Origin of the sequence: Curtobacterium sp. 1544 (genome assembly GCF_040544915.1) — a bacterium.
In the GTDB taxonomy this organism is placed as follows: Bacteria; Actinomycetota; Actinomycetes; order Actinomycetales; family Microbacteriaceae; genus Curtobacterium; species Curtobacterium pusillum_C.
The window spans coordinates 61,454-76,978 of sequence record NZ_JBEPKX010000007.1 but is presented as its reverse complement, the minus strand read 5'-3'; the positions used below and the strand labels follow the sequence as shown (position 1 = coordinate 76,978).

General features: G+C 71.3%; 19 protein-coding genes. 12 read left to right on the top strand and 7 right to left on the bottom strand.

Annotated features, from left to right (window positions below; translation table 11 throughout):
* The first annotated feature begins 3 nt into the window (after positions 1–3).
* From ABIC61_RS06400 to ABIC61_RS06390, 3 genes are read left to right on the top strand one after another with little or no spacing between them, the layout of a single operon-like run.
* Entirely contained in the window at positions 4–459 is a 456-nt protein-coding gene (locus tag ABIC61_RS06400) for a MarR family winged helix-turn-helix transcriptional regulator (protein ID WP_354029235.1), read from the top strand.
* Positions 460–480: 21 nt separating this feature from the next.
* On the top strand, positions 481–903 hold the full coding sequence (locus tag ABIC61_RS06395) for an organic hydroperoxide resistance protein (RefSeq protein WP_144712794.1): 423 nt from the start codon (positions 481–483) through the stop codon (positions 901–903).
* A gap of 23 nt (positions 904–926) precedes the next feature.
* Positions 927–1,901: a zinc-binding dehydrogenase gene (locus ABIC61_RS06390; protein ID WP_354029287.1), complete on the top strand. Its 975-nt coding sequence runs from the start codon at positions 927–929 to the stop codon at positions 1,899–1,901.
* A gap of 73 nt (positions 1,902–1,974) precedes the next feature.
* Here the strand turns inward: ABIC61_RS06390 and ABIC61_RS06385 are convergent, their stop codons facing one another.
* Positions 1,975–3,432: a sugar porter family MFS transporter gene (locus ABIC61_RS06385; protein ID WP_354029234.1), complete on the bottom strand. Its 1,458-nt coding sequence runs from the start codon at positions 3,430–3,432 to the stop codon at positions 1,975–1,977.
* A gap of 129 nt (positions 3,433–3,561) precedes the next feature.
* Entirely contained in the window at positions 3,562–4,107 is a 546-nt protein-coding gene (locus ABIC61_RS06380; RefSeq protein ID WP_354029233.1) for a hypothetical protein, read from the bottom strand.
* 149 nt (positions 4,108–4,256) lie between these two features.
* Between ABIC61_RS06380 and ABIC61_RS06375 the strand changes: the two genes are divergently transcribed.
* Both ABIC61_RS06375 and ABIC61_RS06370 read left to right on the top strand, forming a co-directional pair.
* Positions 4,257–4,835: a DUF937 domain-containing protein gene (locus ABIC61_RS06375; RefSeq protein ID WP_354029232.1), complete on the top strand. Its 579-nt coding sequence runs from the start codon at positions 4,257–4,259 to the stop codon at positions 4,833–4,835.
* Positions 4,836–4,917: 82 nt separating this feature from the next.
* Entirely contained in the window at positions 4,918–5,823 is a 906-nt protein-coding gene (locus tag ABIC61_RS06370; RefSeq protein ID WP_354029231.1) for a LysM domain-containing protein, read from the top strand.
* Positions 5,824–6,031: 208 nt separating this feature from the next.
* Here ABIC61_RS06370 and pgi read toward each other — a convergent pair whose 3' ends face one another.
* The 5 genes from pgi to ABIC61_RS06345 form a co-directional block, all read right to left on the bottom strand.
* Positions 6,032–7,741, bottom strand: coding sequence for a glucose-6-phosphate isomerase (gene pgi / locus ABIC61_RS06365; protein ID WP_354029230.1), 1,710 nt, complete (start codon positions 7,739–7,741; stop codon positions 6,032–6,034).
* Between the two features lie 145 nt (positions 7,742–7,886).
* Positions 7,887–8,897, bottom strand: coding sequence for a nitronate monooxygenase (locus ABIC61_RS06360; protein WP_354029229.1), 1,011 nt, complete (start codon positions 8,895–8,897; stop codon positions 7,887–7,889).
* Between the two features lie 16 nt (positions 8,898–8,913).
* On the bottom strand, positions 8,914–11,130 hold the full coding sequence (locus tag ABIC61_RS06355) for a heavy metal translocating P-type ATPase (RefSeq protein ID WP_354029228.1): 2,217 nt from the start codon (positions 11,128–11,130) through the stop codon (positions 8,914–8,916).
* Positions 11,127–11,345: a heavy-metal-associated domain-containing protein gene (locus tag ABIC61_RS06350; protein ID WP_354029227.1), complete on the bottom strand. Its 219-nt coding sequence runs from the start codon at positions 11,343–11,345 to the stop codon at positions 11,127–11,129. The genes ABIC61_RS06355 and ABIC61_RS06350 overlap by 4 nt, the downstream gene beginning before the upstream one ends.
* A gap of 29 nt (positions 11,346–11,374) precedes the next feature.
* A complete protein-coding gene (locus tag ABIC61_RS06345) occupies positions 11,375–11,665 on the bottom strand; it encodes a metal-sensitive transcriptional regulator (RefSeq protein WP_305739908.1) in 291 nt (96 codons plus the stop codon).
* Positions 11,666–11,746: 81 nt separating this feature from the next.
* On the opposite strand from ABIC61_RS06345, the gene ABIC61_RS06340 reads away from it, so the two are divergent.
* The 7 genes from ABIC61_RS06340 to ABIC61_RS06310 all read left to right on the top strand — a co-directional run bounded on the left by ABIC61_RS06340 (position 11,747) and on the right by ABIC61_RS06310 (position 15,462).
* Entirely contained in the window at positions 11,747–12,934 is a 1,188-nt protein-coding gene (locus ABIC61_RS06340; protein WP_354029226.1) for a helix-turn-helix domain-containing protein, read from the top strand.
* Positions 12,935–13,094: 160 nt separating this feature from the next.
* Entirely contained in the window at positions 13,095–13,556 is a 462-nt protein-coding gene (locus tag ABIC61_RS06335; RefSeq protein WP_354029225.1) for an Asp23/Gls24 family envelope stress response protein, read from the top strand.
* The gene (locus ABIC61_RS06330; RefSeq protein WP_123291766.1) at positions 13,553–13,744 is read left to right on the top strand and encodes a DUF2273 domain-containing protein; all 192 of its coding nucleotides are present in this window, start codon (positions 13,553–13,555) and stop codon (positions 13,742–13,744) included. Before ABIC61_RS06335 ends, ABIC61_RS06330 begins: the two co-directional genes overlap by 4 nt.
* Positions 13,741–14,055, top strand: coding sequence for a hypothetical protein (locus ABIC61_RS06325; protein ID WP_144751091.1), 315 nt, complete (start codon positions 13,741–13,743; stop codon positions 14,053–14,055). The genes ABIC61_RS06330 and ABIC61_RS06325 overlap by 4 nt, the downstream gene beginning before the upstream one ends.
* Before the next feature lie 9 nt (positions 14,056–14,064).
* On the top strand, positions 14,065–14,640 hold the full coding sequence (locus tag ABIC61_RS06320; protein ID WP_354029224.1) for a DUF6286 domain-containing protein: 576 nt from the start codon (positions 14,065–14,067) through the stop codon (positions 14,638–14,640).
* Positions 14,637–15,200 carry an Asp23/Gls24 family envelope stress response protein gene (locus ABIC61_RS06315; protein WP_354029223.1) on the top strand — a complete coding sequence of 188 codons (564 nt, stop codon included), beginning with the start codon at positions 14,637–14,639 and terminating at the stop codon, positions 15,198–15,200. The genes ABIC61_RS06320 and ABIC61_RS06315 overlap by 4 nt, the downstream gene beginning before the upstream one ends.
* Positions 15,201–15,288: 88 nt before the next feature.
* The gene (locus ABIC61_RS06310) at positions 15,289–15,462 is read left to right on the top strand and encodes a CsbD family protein (protein WP_144751083.1); all 174 of its coding nucleotides are present in this window, start codon (positions 15,289–15,291) and stop codon (positions 15,460–15,462) included.
* Positions 15,463–15,525 lie beyond the last annotated feature (63 nt).

Genomic DNA, 15,525 nt, shown 5'->3' with positions numbered 1-15,525 from the left:
GGCATGCCCGTGACCGACGAGATGGTGTGCTTCTCCCTCTACGCTGCGAGCCGAGCCACCACGCAGGCGTACCGGACCCTGCTGGAACCGTGGGGCATCACGTACCCGCAGTACCTCGTCCTCGTGACGCTGTGGATCGAGGGCGACCAGACCGTGTCGACCCTCGGCGACCACCTGCAGCTCGACTCCGGCACGCTCTCGCCACTCCTGCGCCGCATGGAGCAGGGCGACCTCGTGCGCCGCGAACGCCGCAGCACCGACGAGCGCGTCGTCACGATCACGCTCGGCGACCGCGGCCGCTCGGTCCGTGGCGAACTGGCACACATCCCGTCGACGATCGCGGCCGGCATGGGCCTGCCCGACGAGCACGCCGCGATGGAGCTCATCGCGACGCTGCACCGGCTGACCGAGACCATGCACGCCGCCGCGGCGCCGAACCGCGCCGCCGCGGACCGCTGACCCCACGAAGGAAGGAACACCATGGAAGCCCTCTACACCGCCGAGGCCCTCTCCACCGGCGCCGGCCGCGACGGCCGCGTCGCCACCAGCGACGGCTCGTTCGCGCTCGACCTCGCGATCCCGAAGGAGATGGGTGGCTCCGGCGCCGGCACGAACCCCGAGCAGCTGTTCGCCGCCGGGTACGCCGCGTGCTTCCACTCCGCACTGCAGGGCGTCGCCCGCAGCCAGAAGGTGAAGATCGAGGACTCGTCCGTCGGCGGCCGTGTGCAGATCGGCCCGAACGGCGAGGGCGGCTACCAGCTGGCCGTCCTGCTCGAGGTCGTCCTGCCCGGGCTCTCGCACGAGGTCGCACAGGGCCTCGCAGACGCCGCACACCAGGTCTGCCCGTACTCGAACGCGACCCGCGGCAACATCGACGTCACCATCACCGTCTCGGAGGACTGAGCATGAGCACCACCCCCACCACGATGCGCGCCGTCGTCCACGAGACCTTCGCCGAGCCCGCCGAGGTCCTCGGCGTCCAGGAGCGCCCGGTCCCGACGCCCGGCGCCGGCGAGGTCCTCGTCCGTACGGTCCTCTCCCCGATCCACAACCACGACCTCTGGACCGTCCGGGGCACCTACGGCTTCAAGCCGGAGCTCCCCGCAGCCTCCGGCACCGAGGCGCTCGGCGTCGTCGAGGCCCTCGGCGAGGGTGTCACGAACCTGACGGTCGGCCAGCGCGTCGCCGGCGGGGCGTTCGGCGTCTGGGCCGAGTACTACACCGCGAACGCCGCCGGGCTCGTCCCGGTGCCCGACGCCATGCCCGACGAGGCCGCGGCGCAGCTCGTGTCGATGCCGTTCAGCGCCATCAGCCTGCTGCACTCGCTCGACCTGCACGAGGGCGACTGGCTCATCCAGAACGCCGCGAACGGTGCGGTCGGGCGCATGGTCGCCCAGCTCGGAGCCGCGCGTGGCATCAACGTCATCGGGCTCGTCCGCCGCGCTGCCGGCGTCGAGGAGCTCCGCGAGCAGGGCATCGAGCGCATCGTCGCCACGGACGCCGACGACTGGCAGGACCAGGTCGCCGCGATCACCGGAGGCGCGCCGATCGTCGCCGGCGTCGAGTCGGTCGGCGGGAAGGCCGCCGGCGACATCGCATCGGTGCTCGGCGAGAACGCGACGCTCGTCGTGTTCGGCGCGATGGCCTCGCCCACGCTCGAGATCCCGTCGGGCAAGGTCATCTTCGGCCAGCTCACGGTGAAGGGCTTCTGGGGCAGCGTCGTCAGCAGGACGATGCCGGCCGAGACGAAGGGGCAGCTCTTCGGCGAGCTCATCACGCGCGTGCTCGACGGTTCGCTGACGCTCCCCGTCGCCGAGACCTTCGCCTTCGAGGACGTCCGCGACGCGGTGCGCGCCTCGGACACCGCCGGCCGCGTCGGCAAGGTGCTCCTGCGCCCGTAGACGCGACTGCAGGACGGACGGGAGGCACGGTGCCAGCTGGCACCGTGCCTCCCGTCCGTTGCGTCGGTGGGTTCTACCGCCGCGCCTTCTTCGCGGGGACCGTGAAGATGTTGCCGGTGGTGACGCCCTCCTCGACCTCTTCCAGGGTGCGGCCGCGGCTCTCCGGTACGAACTTCCAGATGAAGAGCAGTGCGAGCACGCCGACGATCGCGAAGCCGAAGAACGTCCCCGTGATGCCCGTCGCCGCGACGATGGTCGGGAAGTACAGCCCGAGGAACGCGTTCGCGATCCAGAGGCAGAACACCGAGATGCCCATGCCGAGCGCGCGGATCTGCGTCGGGAAGATCTCGGACAGGATCACCCAGGTCGCGATGTTGAGGAACGTCTGCATCGAGCCCACGAACGCGACGACCAGGAACAGGATGACCCACGGACGGGCCGGGTTGCCCTCGACGAGGGTCATCGACGCGATGCCGATGAGGAAGTGGCACACCGTCGTCAGCGAGTAGCCCAGGATGAGCGTCGTGCGTCGGTTGATCTTCTCCATGTTGTAGATCGCGATCACGCCACCGATCACCGCGATGATGCCCGGGGCGATGTTCGCGATGAGTGCCGCCGACTGCTGGAAGCCCGACTCGATGAGCACGGTCTGGCCGTAGTACATGATCGAGTTGATGCCGGTGAGCTGCTGGGCGACACCGATGCCGGCGCCGATGAGCACGATCCGGATGAGCCACTTGTTGCCGAGCAAGGTGCGCCAGCCGCTCTGCTTCTGGACGTTCGCCTCGAACTCGTTCGAACGCTTGATGTCCTCGAGCTCGGCCTCGGCACGTTCCTTCGAGCGGATCTGCCCGAGGACCTCGAGCGCCTCGTCGTTGCGACCCTTCGACGCGAGCCAACGGGGCGACTCGGGGACGCGGAGCATGCCGATGAACAGTGCGATGGCGGGGAGAGCGCAGACGGCGAGCATGACGCGCCAGACGCCGTTGCCCTCACCCCAGAGGTTGCCGATGATCGCGTTCACGACGAAGGCGGCGAGCTGCCCGATGACGATCATGAGCTCGTTGCGGCCGGAGAGCGACCCGCGGATCTCGTACGGGGCGAGTTCGGCCAGGAACACCGGGACGACCGTCGACGCACCGCCGACGGCGAGACCGAGCAGGACACGGCCGACCACCATCACGCCGAACACCGGGGCGAAGACGCAGATCAGCGTGCCGACGAAGAACGTGACCGCGAGCAGGATGATCGTCTTGCGGCGACCCCAGCCGTCGGCGATCCGACCGCCGAGCATGGCGCCGATCGCGGCACCGAAGAGGAGCGAGCTGGTGACGACGCCCTCGGTGAGGTTCGTCAGGCCGAGCTCCTGCTTCATCGGCAGGAGCGCGCCGTTGATCACGCCGGTGTCGTAGCCGAAGAGCAGACCACCGAAGGTGGCGACGAGGGCGAGGACGCCGAGGCGGCGGACGTGTGGCCCCTGCCCGACCGGCGGGAGCGGGACGCTCGGGGCTGTCGGTTTGATGTCGACCATGCGGGTGACTCCTTCGTCAGTGATCAGGCTGCATCGCTTGGAAGGATCGTAACCCGTTTCCATGTCCTGTCAATCGGTCATGAAGACATCCGGACCATTGGATCGGTCCACACAACCCCTGGTCAGCGGTCAGTCCCCCGCTTCGGTCGGCTCCTCGGGGTCCTGGGCGGGCTGGTCGAGGACGTCCCCCAGCGAAGGGATGTCCGCTCCGTGGTCCGTGTAGCGGCGGACCGTCCGGCGGGCTGCGGCACTCGCGGCACCCGAGAGTCGTGGGTTCCGCTTCGCGGCGTCGGCGACCCGACCGGCGTGTCCGGCGGTGGACAGCAGGACGTTCGCCAGCGCCCGGGCCTCACCCGGTTCCGGAACTCCCGCGATCGACCACGCCGAGCGGACCTGGTCGTCCGGCGTGACCCCGCGACGCGTGCCCATCCGATGCCAGTCCGACAGCGCACCCTCGGTGCGTGAGGCCGCACGGTCTGCCTCGCCCGCACGACGACGCTGGGCATCCCGATCAGCGTCTGCTGCCTCGCTCCGCTCGATCCGGTCGGTCAGGCCGTCCGCACGCTTGCGGACCGCCTCGGCCCGCTCCCGGGCGGCGGCGTCGTCCCCACCGGCTTCGGCGATGCGGGCGGCGTGTGCGGCGGCGGCCGCTGCGAGGATCTCCGAACGCTCCATGCCCTCGACGGTAGCCCGTCCGACCGACACGGGCGTGTGGGGGGCGGGTCGAGCGCCGGAACGGTCGGCGCGGCACCCGGATAGCCTCGCCCCAGCAGCGGCACCACGTGCGGTCCGCACGACCTGCCGACGACTGGAAGGTGTGCGAAGTGGCCGGAATCGAAGACCTCCTCTCCCAGATCCCGATCGGTGACCTGGCGAAGAAGCTCGGCGTGGACGAGGCGACCGCGACCGCCGCGGTGCAGAAGGCGGTCCCCGCCCTCGTCGGCGGACTGCAGAAGAACGTCGAGAACGGGGGCGCGGCCTCGCTCGACAAGGCGCTCGACAAGCACGCCGCCCTCGCCGACCCCACCACGATCGACGACGTCGACGAGGAGGACGGCAACAAGATCGTCGCGAACGTCTTCGGCGGCAAGCAGCAGGACGTGGCCGCCGCCCTGGCCGGGTCCGATGGCGGCGGTGGCGGGGTCGACCTCGGCGGGATCATCGGCAAAGTGCTCCCCCTCGTGGCGCCGTTCGTGCTCAGCAAGCTCGGCAACCAGAAGGCCGCGGCGACCCAGTCGGGCGGCGGCGGGTTCGACCTCGGTGGCCTGCTCGGCGGATTCCTCGGCGGATCGGGCGGCCAGGCCGGCGGGCAGTCCGGCGGCTCCCAGGCGGGTGGCGGCGGACTCGACATCGGCGGGATCCTCGGCGGTCTCGGCGGGTTGCTCGGCGGCGGCAAGAAGTAGGCGCTGTACCCGAGGACACATCTCGATCACGGCCCTTCCTGCACCGCCCGGTGCTCGGCTAGCGTCGAGCCGAGGGGGAATCATGAAGCGGATCGTGACGGTCGGTGCCGTCGTGCTGACCACCGTCGCGTTGTCCGGTTGCTCGTTGCTGCGCGGGTCGGACGGAGCGTTGCCCGCTCCGTCCAGCCCGCCGGCGACCACCGCGACGCCGACGCCGAGCGACACCGCGACACCCGACGGCGAATCGGCCGCCGACCTGCTCGAGGCGTCCGCCAACCCCCGCACGCCGACCCCCGCCCCCACCGAGGCCGCCGCACCCGCACCGACGCTCACGCCGATCCCGGCCGGGACCGTCCTGGCGCAGGGGGACGTCGCCTCACCCAAGGGCAGCATCCACTTCCACTTCCGGATGGTCGCGAACGGTGACGACACCTTCACGGCGCAGTACTCCGGTGTGACCTCGACGCTGCCGGTCCCGGTCGGCGTCGGCCTGTTCGACCTGTCCCGGAAGGTCGGGGACGGCCTGACCTACCGGGGCGTCGGGGACCACACACTCGGCGGTCCGACCAGCACGGCGATCGCTGCGAACGTGCCGCTCAGCGGATCGGGCGTCGACCCGTCGCACCTCGGCACCCTCGTGACGTACTCGGCAGCGACGCCGGGGCAGGACGTCCCCGTCGAGATCGCCGCCGACAAGGTGCTCGCTGTCACCTCGGTGCGCTGGTCCGTGCCGGCACGGCAGACGAACGTGCACCCGAAGGACGCCGGCGCCCGGGCGAACGCCACCGGATCCGTCACCGCGACGGCCGCCGGCGGAGCTCCGAAGTCGTACACGGTGGCGCCGAACGATCTGATCGGCGACGTCGCCGCACGCTTCGGCATCACGGTGCGGGCGCTCGTGTGGCTCAACGAGGGCGTGCAGGTCTTCGGCGAGGACCAGCACCTCTACGAGGGCACGTCCCTCAACCTCGACCCGCTCGGCCGCTGACGCGGCGCCGCGGGCGGCGCGGCCCGTGCGCGGCGCCGCCCTGCCGAGATTCGCGCTCAGCGACAGTTCTCGCGCTGCGGAACGCGAAAACCGTCGCTCACCCCGAGACTCGGGCACGCGCCGGCCCCCCGGCCGCAGCGCGACCCACAGACGGACGGGAGGCGCGGTGCCGGCTGGCACCGCGCCTCCCGTCCGTCAGGTGCGTGCGTTACTCGCCGCGCAGCTCCAGGTACTTGGCGATGAGCGCCTTCGTCGAGGAGTCCTGCGCGTCCAGCGCAGCCTGGTCGCCGTCGACCGCCGGAGCGATCTGCAGCGCCAGCTGCTTGCCGAGCTCGACGCCCCACTGGTCGAACGAGTCGATGCCCCAGATGGTTCCCTCAGTGAACACGATGTGCTCGTACAGCGCGATGAGCTGACCGAGGACGCTCGGGGTGAGCTCCGGCGCGAGGATCGACGTCGACGGCTTGTTGCCGGTGAAGGTCCGGGCGGAGACGATGGCCTCGTCCGTGGTGCCCTCGGCGCGGACCTCGTCGGCGGTCTTGCCGAACGCGAGCGCCTTCGTCTGCGCGAAGAAGTTCGCCAGGAACAGCGCGTGGACGTCCTGCCCGGGCTGCACGGCCTTGCCGTCGCCGGTCTCGTCCTTGAGCGGACGAGCCGGCTTCGCGACCGTGATGAAGTCGGTCGGGATCAGGCGCGTGCCCTGGTGGATGAGCTGGTAGAACGCGTGCTGGCCGTTCGTGCCCGGCTCGCCCCAGAAGACCTCGCCGGTCTCGGTGGTGACGGGCGAGCCGTCCCAGCGGACGCGCTTGCCGTTCGACTCCATGGTGAGCTGCTGCAGGTACGCGGCGAAGCGGTGCAGGTACTGCGTGTACGGCAGGACCGCGTGGCTCTGCGCACCGAGGAAGTTCGAGTACCAGACGTTGAGCAGGCCCATCAGGACGGGGACGTTCCGCTCGAGCGGCGTCGTGCGGACGTGCTCGTCGATGGCGTGGAACCCGGCGAGGAACTGCTCCCAGTTCTCCTTGCCGATGGCGATCACGACGCTCGTGCCGATCGCGGAGTCGACCGAGTAGCGGCCACCCACCCAGTCCCAGAAGCCGAAGGCGTTCTCCGGGTCGATGCCGAACGCGGCGACCTTGTCGAGCGCGGTCGAGACGGCCACGAAGTGCTTCGCGACCGCGTTCGACTTCTCGTCGTCGGAGGCGTCGCTCAGCCCGAGCTTCTCCCAGAGCCACTGACGCGCGAGGCGGGCGTTCGTCAGGGTCTCGAGGGTGCCGAAGGTCTTCGACGCGACGATGAAGAGCGTGGTCTCGGGGTCGAGGTCCGCCGTCTTCTCGTAGATGTCAGCGGGGTCGATGTTCGAGACGAAGCGCGCCTCGAGCCCGGCCTGCACGTACGGCTTGAGGGCCTCGTAGACCATGACCGGACCGAGGTCCGACCCACCGATGCCGATGTTCACCACGGTCTCGATGCGCTTGCCGGTGACACCGGTCCAGGCGCCGCTGCGCACCTGCTCCGCGAAGGCGTAGACCTTGTCGAGCGTGGCGTGCACGTCGGCATCGACGTCCTGGCCGTCGACGACGAGCGCCGGCGAGGCACCCTTCGGACGGCGGAGCGCGGTGTGCAGGACGGCGCGGTCCTCGGTGGCGTTGATGTGCTCACCGGCGAGCATCGCCTGGAAGCGCTCGGCGACGCCGGTGTCCTTCGCGACCTGCAGCAGGTCCTGGAGGATCTCGTCGGTGACGAGGCCCTTCGACAGGTCCACGGTCAGGTCGGCGGCCTGGAACGTGTAGCGCTCGGCACGACCGGGGTCGGTGTCGAACCAGCCGCGCAGGTCCGGGGTGAAGTCGGCGGCGACGTGCGCCAGCTTCTTCCAGCCGTCGGTCGATGTGGGGTCGACGGGAGCGGATTCGGTCACTTGGGTCCTCCTGGGATCACCTTCAAGACGTACAAGCCCGCGGGTCACCGCAGCGCTGCGTCGCGGACCGCCTTCGAGCGTAGCGCCGTCCGGCCGGTGGTGCGCACCGCCGGACTGGAGGCACGGGGTGCGTTCGCTCCGCGCGTCACCCGAGCAGCGTGGCGAGTGCGTCCGCGACGGATCCGGTGGGTGCGTCACGCCAGGCGCGTCCGGCCCAGAGGTGCAGGTGCTGCGGATCGTGGGCGGCCGCGGCCGCGCTCCGGATCGGCTTCGTGAGGTGGTGCAGCGCCGGGTAGCCGAGTGGTGCGTCGGTGTGCGCGCGGACGAAGTCGTTCACGAGCGCCCGCGCCGGCCGGCCGGTGAACGCCCGGGTGAGCACGGTCTCCCGGAACGCCGGGTCGGCGAGCGCGCGACGGTGGGTGTCGCTCGTGCCGGCCTCCTCGGTGCGGAGCACGAACGTGCCGACGGCGGTGGCGCTCGCACCGGCGGCGAGCGCGGCGGCGACGTCGTCACGGGTGCCGATGCCGCCCGCGGCCACGACGGGCAGCGCGGTCGCGGCCACGACGGCCCGCACCAGCTCGGGCAACGGTCGGTCGGCGAGCACCCGCGCGGGGTCGAGCACCGCGGAGTGGCCGCCCGCGGCGATGCCCTGGACGACGAGGGCGTCGACACCGAGGTCCTCGGCCTGCCGCGCCTCGTCGGGGTCCGTCACCGACTGGACGGCGACCGTGCCACGCCGCCGGAACGCCTCCACGGTCGCAGTGTCGGGCAGCCCGAACGTGAACGACACGACGGGCACGGGGTCGTCGAGCAGCAGGGCGACCTTCTCGTGCCAGGCATCGTCGTCCTCGCGCTTGGCCACTGCGGTGGCGCCGGGCTCGTCCGCGAGGAGCGATCTGTAGTGGTCGTAGTCGGCATCACTGATCGGCACCGGGTTCGGCACGAAGAGGTTCACGCCGAACGCCGAGGTCCCGGCTGCCCGGACCGCGGCGATCTCGGCGGCGAGGGACTCCGCCGTCCCGTACCCGCCGGCCAGCTGCGCGAACGAACCCGCTCGCGCAGCGGCCGTGACCAGGGCCGGCGTGGTCGGGCCTCCGGCCATCGGCGCGACGTGGACGGACCCGACGGAACCGAGGACCCCTGGCAGCTGCACCATGTCCCCATCCTGCCCGTCAGGGGAGCGGCGTGAAGCGACGGAGCCGCAGGCTGTTCGTCACGACGAAGACCGACGAGAACGCCATCGCCGCGCCGGCGAGCACCGGGTTGAGCAGCCCCGCCATCGCGAGCGGGATCGCCGCCACGTTGTACGCGAACGCCCAGAACAGGTTCCCCTTGATGGTGCGCAGCGTGGCCCGGGACAACCGGATCGCCTCGGCCACGACCGTCAGGCGGCCGCTGACCACCGTGATGTCGCTCGCCGCGATCGCCGCGTCCGTGCCGGCACCCATCGCGATGCCGAGGTCGGCCGCGGCGAGGGCTGCGGCGTCGTTCACGCCGTCCCCGACCATCGCCACGCTCCGCCCCGCGGCCTGCAGCCGTCGCACGGTGTCGAGCTTCGAGGCCGGGGTGGCCCGGGCGTGCACCTCGTCGATGCCGACCGCGGACGCCACCGCACGGGCGGCTCCCTCGTTGTCGCCGGTGAGCAGGACGGGGCGCAGGCCGAGGTCGACGAAGCGACGCACCGCATCGGCGGCCTCGGGCTTGACGGTGTCGCCGACCACGACGACGCCGAGTGCGGATCCGTTGCGCGCGACGACCACCGCGGTGCCGCCCTCCGCCTCGGCAGCGTCGACGGCGTCCGACACCCCGGCGGGGACGGTGATCGACCACGCGTCGACGAGCCACCGGACCGTGCCGACGAGCACGACGTCGCCGTCCACGACTGCCTGGACGCCGGCACCGGGGGTCGCGGTGAACTGGTCGGCTCCGGACACGTCGAGACCACGCGCACGCGCCGCCTGGACGACCGCACGGGCGACGGGGTGCTCCGAACCGTCCTCCACGGCCGCCGCGAGCCGCAGCACGGTGTCGTCGTCGACGTCCGGCGTGCCGGTCACCGAGCGGAAGGTCATCGACCCGGTGGTGACGGTGCCGGTCTTGTCGAGGACGATCGTGTCGACGCCGCGGGTCTGCTCGAGCACCTGGGGCCCGCCGATCAGGATGCCGAGCTGCGAACCACGGCCGGTGCCGACCAGGAGCGCCGTCGGAGTCGCCAGACCGAGCGCACAGGGGCAGGCGATGATGAGCGTCGCGACGGCGGCGGTGAACGCAGCGGTCAGGGAACCGCCGAACACGAGCCAGCCGACGAAGGCCAGGACGGCGAGGCCGATGACGATCGGCACGAAGATCCCGGAGACCCGGTCGGCGAGGCGCTGGACCTCGGCCTTCCCGGTCTGGGCGTCCTCGATGAGCCGGCCCATGCGGGCGAGTTCGGTGTCGGCGCCGACGCGGGTGATCGTGACGACGAGCCGTCCGCCGACGTTGATCGTGGCGCCCGTCACGGCGTCGCCGGGGCGGACCTCGACGGGGACGGACTCGCCGGTGAGCATGCTGAGGTCGACGGCGGAGGAACCCTCGCGCACGGTGCCGTCGCTCGGGATCCGCTCCCCCGGGCGCACGACGACCACGTCGCCGACGACGAGCGAGGCAGCCGGCACGCGGGTCTCGATCGTCCCGCGCAGCACGGTGGCGTCCTTCGCCTCGAGTTCGAGCAGGGCACGGAGTGCGGCGCCGGACTGCTGCTTCGCGCGGGCCTCCATGTACCGCCCGGCGAGGATGAAGACCGTGACGGCGGAGGCCACCTCGAGGTACAGGTCGCTCGCCTCGGGGTCGGTCGCGAACCACGAGAACGTCATGTGCATGCCGGGCATCCCGGCGTCGCCGAGGAACAACGCGTACAGCGACCACCCGAACGCGGCGAGGACGCCGACGCTGACGAGGGTGTCCATCGTCGCAGCGCCGTGCCGGGCGTTCACCCACGCGGCGCGGTGGAACGGCAGCGCACCCCACACCGCGACGGGGGCGGCGAGCGCGAGGGCCAGCCACTGCCAGTTCGGGAACTGCAACACGGGCACCATCGACAGCACGACGACGGGCACCGCGAGGACCGCCGAGACGACCAAGCGCTGCCGGAGCGGCGCGGACGGGTCGTCCGGCGAGGACGGCGAGGACGATGCCGGCGGCGCGGGCACGGAGGCGCCGTACCCTGCCGACTCCACGGCGGCGATGAGGGCCCCGGTGTCCGAGGTGCCGGAGACGGTGGCCTTCTCGGTGGCGTAGTTCACCGTCGCGGTGACGCCGGGGAGCTTGCCGAGCTTCCGTTCGATGCGGTTCGCGCACGAGGCGCAGGTCATCCCCGTGATGTCGAGCTCGACGGCACCGTCGGTCATGACCGGACGACCTCGTACCCGGCCTCGGCCACGGCACCGCGGAGGGCGTCGGCGGGGACGGGGACACCCGACGTGACGGTGACCTCGGAGCGGCCTCCAGGCACGAGCTGCACGGTGACGCCGGACACCCCGTCGACCTCGTTGAGTTCCTCGGTGACGCTCATCACGCAGTGTTCGCACGTCATGCCCTCGACGAGCAGGAGTTCGGTGTTCACGGTGGTTCCCTTCTGGATGCGGATCGGGGTCAGGAGCGGACGAGCCGGGCGATCGCATCGCTGGCTTCGCGGACCTTCGCGTCGGCTGCGTCGCCGCCCTCGGCCACGGCTTCGGCGACGCAGTGCTTGAGGTGGTCCTCGAGCAGCGACAACGCGACGCGTTCGAGTGCGCGGTTCGCCGCGGAGATCTGGGTGAGGACGTCGATGCAGTAGGTCTCGTCCTCGACCATGCGGGCGATGCCGCGCACCTGTCCCTCGGCACGACGGAGTCGCTTGAGCAGGTCGTCCTTGTCGCCGATGTAGCCGACGTGTTCGTGCATGCTGGCCTCCGTCGAGTTCAATACGGTACCCCCCTAGGGTATTTCTTCGCACGAAATGCGCAACCGTGGGAGGATGCGCGCATGACCGAGGCGGCGACGAACGGCTTCCGCAGACTGCGGTTCACCGACGCCGACGGATCCGACTACTCCGCCATCTTCGAGGCCGAGTACCACGGCTCCGACTTCGCCTCGGAGACGTTCGCGACCGAGGACGCCCGGTACGAGTACACGGTGATCGGCGACGACGACCTGACGCTGCGGACCATGCGCGCCGAGGGTGGCCGACGCGGCGGGGTGATCGGCGCCCGGGACGACCACGTGGTGTTCTGGCTGACCAGGGGCCGGCTCGAGATGCACTTCGCCGACCGTTCCCGCGTGGTCGAACCCGGGAGCCCGTACATCGCTTCGGCGTCCGAGGCGTACCGCTTCGAGTCGACCGGGACCGTCTACAACGGCGTGCACGTCGCCGACCGGTTCCTCCGTGAGGTCGGTCGTGACCTCGGCTTCCGCCTGCCGGACGGCCCGCTGCTCTTCGACCAGCAGGACGAGGCCGTCGCCCGGCACGAGCCCCTCCGGCACCTCATCGGCGAGATCGGCCCGATGCTCGTCGACGACCGCGTGGTCGGTCGGATGCGCACGGCACTCAACCGGCGGCTGGCGATCGTCGTGCTCGACACGTTCCCGATCCGGAACCGCGGCACCGACGTGCCGGTCGCGAACCGGCTGCGCGACGCCGTGCGGTTCATCGAGGAGCACGCCGCCGAGCGGCCGTCGGTCCCCGAGATCGCCGCGGCGTGCGGGCTCAGCCAGCGCGGCCTGCAGGACGTCTTCGCACGGACGCTCGACTCCAGCCCGCACCGGTTCCTGCGGGACCACCGCCTCGACCGCGTCCGCCGCGAGCTCCTGCACGCCGACGGGGGCGACACCGTCGCCGTGATCGCCGAGCGCTGGGGCTTCACGAACCACGGCCGCCTCGCCGTCGCGTACCGCGACCGGTTCGGCGAGGACCCCGCCACGACGCTCCGGTCCGCGCGCGCCGCCCGGCCGGGCAGGGCATCGTGGCGGCTCCGACGGGCCGTCGCGTTCATCGAGGAACACCTCGACGAGGACCTGACCCTGCAGGCGATCGCCGACGCTGCAGGCGTGCGTCCGAGACGCCTCCAGCAGCTCTTCCTGGAGGAACGGGGCGAGTCCCCGATGGCGGCCGTGCGGTCGATCCGTGGTGCGTCCACACGCAACGCAGCAGACGGTTCCGGCGACCGCGGCTGACGCAGCCACCCTCCGGGGTACGGAAACACTGGCATCGGTCGGTGTCTCTGGAAAGTTCCTGAATCCGGATGACCGGGTGTGACGAACGTCAGGTGAGCCCCGTCTCATCCGTGAACAGCAACCGCTGGGAACGCCCGGCGGGACAACGGAAGGAACGAACATGGCTGACACCACGACCACCACCCCGGCCGCCACCGCGACCCGCGCGACGACCAACAACACCTCGACCGGCGGCGTCACCGGCAAGACCGTCATCGACGACACCGTCGTGTCGAAGGTCGCCGGCATCGCCGCACGCGAGGTCAACGGCGTGCACTCGCTCGGTGGCGGTGCAGCCCGTGCGATCGGTGCGCTCCGCGACGCGATCGGCCAGCGCGACTTCGGTCAGGGCGTCAAGGTCGAGGTCGGCGAGAAGCAGGTCGCCGCGGACATCGTCATCGTCGCCGAGTACCCGGTGTCGCTCCAGCAGGTCGCCGACGGCGTCCGCAGCAGCGTCGCACGTGCCCTCGAGCAGATCGTCGGCATGGAGGTCGCCGAGGTCAACGTGACCGTCCAGGACGTCTTCATCCCGGGCGACGACGACGACAAGGACGACGAGAAGAAGGAAGCGCGAGTCGCATGAGCAACACACTGATCGGCGCCCTCATCGGCGCAGTCCTCGCCGTCGTCGCACTGCAGTTCGGCTTCTGGGGCTTCGTCCTGGTCATCGTCTTCGGTGCGATCGGGGCCCTCGTGGCCGCGCTCGCCACCGGCAAGATCGACCGCGGTGCCCTGACCGACGTGCTGACCGGGCGCCGGAGCTCCCGGTGAACGCCGGCCCGGACGTCCCGGGCCGCGTCGAGATCACTGCTCGCGCGCTGACCTCGCTGGCGCGGGCCGTCGCAGCCGAAGGGCTCGGCGCCCCCGCCAAGCGGGTGCGGGTCGGACTCGGCGACGCCGCGGGGGCGATCTCCCTCGACATCACCGGCCCGATCGCCGCGCACGACGACCTCGTCGCCCACGCGGGACAGGTCGCCGACACGGTCAAGGTCCGCGTCAGCGAACTCACCGGCCGCCGCGTCGGCAGCGCCCACATCGAACTGACGGGGATCGTGCGCGAGCGCGAGACCCGGATCCGCTAGGAGGCCATCATGAGCAACGGTTCCGTCGAACGACGCATCCGCCGTCGGAGCGTGCACCGCTCCCGCTCGACCGCAGTGGCGGTGTCGCTCGTGGTGCTCGCCCTGGTGGCCGCCTGGATCGGCACCGAATCGGTCCTGCGAGCGATCGGGCGGCCTCCGCTCCTCGCCGACCCGCAGACCGCGGTCGACGCCGCACTCCGGCCGGACGCCGCGTTCGTCACGATCGCCGAGGTCATCGCCGTCGTGCTCGTGGTCGTCGGCGTCGTCCTCGTCGTCCTGGCCCTCAAGCCCGGTCGGCAGCACCGCTCGGTCGTCCAGCACGACCGCGGGGCCGTGATCATCGACACCCGCATCGTCGCCTCCACCGCGGCCAACGCAGCCGGATCGGCAGCGGGTGTCCCGGAGGGCAACGCCTCGGCGACCGCCCGTGGCCGCCGGACCGACGTCCGCGTGGTCCCCGTCACGGGTGTCCCCGTCGACGAGGACGTCGTCCGTAACGCCGTCCGCGCGCGCCTCAGCGGGCTCGACGAACGCTTCGGCCAGCGCGTCCGCGTCCGGGTCGAGGAGAAGGGAACCCTCGCATGACCAAGAGCAACCGGACCCTCAACCGGATCATCCTCTTCGTCCTCGGACTCGTCGCGATCGTGGTCGGCCTCGTCATCGGCGCGGGCGTCCTGCCCGCCGTCCGTGACGCCATCGGCCCCTACGTCGACATCCCCCGGAGCCTCGACGTCCCCGTGTCGTCGCTGTGGATCGTCGCCGGCGTCTGCCTCGTCGTCATCGTGCTCGCCCTCGTGTGGGCGACCACCCGCGGTGGGGGCGGCACGTCCGTCGCCGTCCGGGAGCGCACGGGCGACGATGCCGTGACCGTGAACGTCGCCCTCGTCCGTGACGTCGTCGAGCACGAGCTCGCCGGTGTCCGTGACGTCGTCGGCTCCCGGGTCGACACCTACCTCGTCCGTCGGCAGCGTGCCGCACGGATCCGGGTCGCGGTTCGCCGCGGTGGTGACGCCGTCACCGTCCTCGATGCCGTCGACCGTGCCGTCTCCGTGCTCGACCGGACCCTCGGTCGGCAGGTGCCCGTCCTGGTGCACCTGACCGGCGGAACCCGTTCGGCGCTCGCGAAGCCGACCCGCGTCCGCTGACAGCCGTCAGCCGGACGCGACCCCGGGCCTCCCGGCCCACCACCGCACCATCCACCGGGCGCACGCCCGACTGACGAAAGGACCCGTCATGGGACTCGACGACAAGATCAAGAACGCTGCTCAGGACCTCGCCGGGAAGGCGAAGGAGGCCGTCGGCAAGGCGACCGGTGACGACCAGAAGGTCGCCGAGGGCAAGACCGACCAGGCCTCCGCGAGCGTCAAGCAGACCGGCGAGGACGTCAAGGACGTCTTCAAGAAGTAAGACCCTCGAACCGTGTCGGGGCACCCGCGAGTCGGGTGCCCCGATGCGTTCCGGCGGAACCGA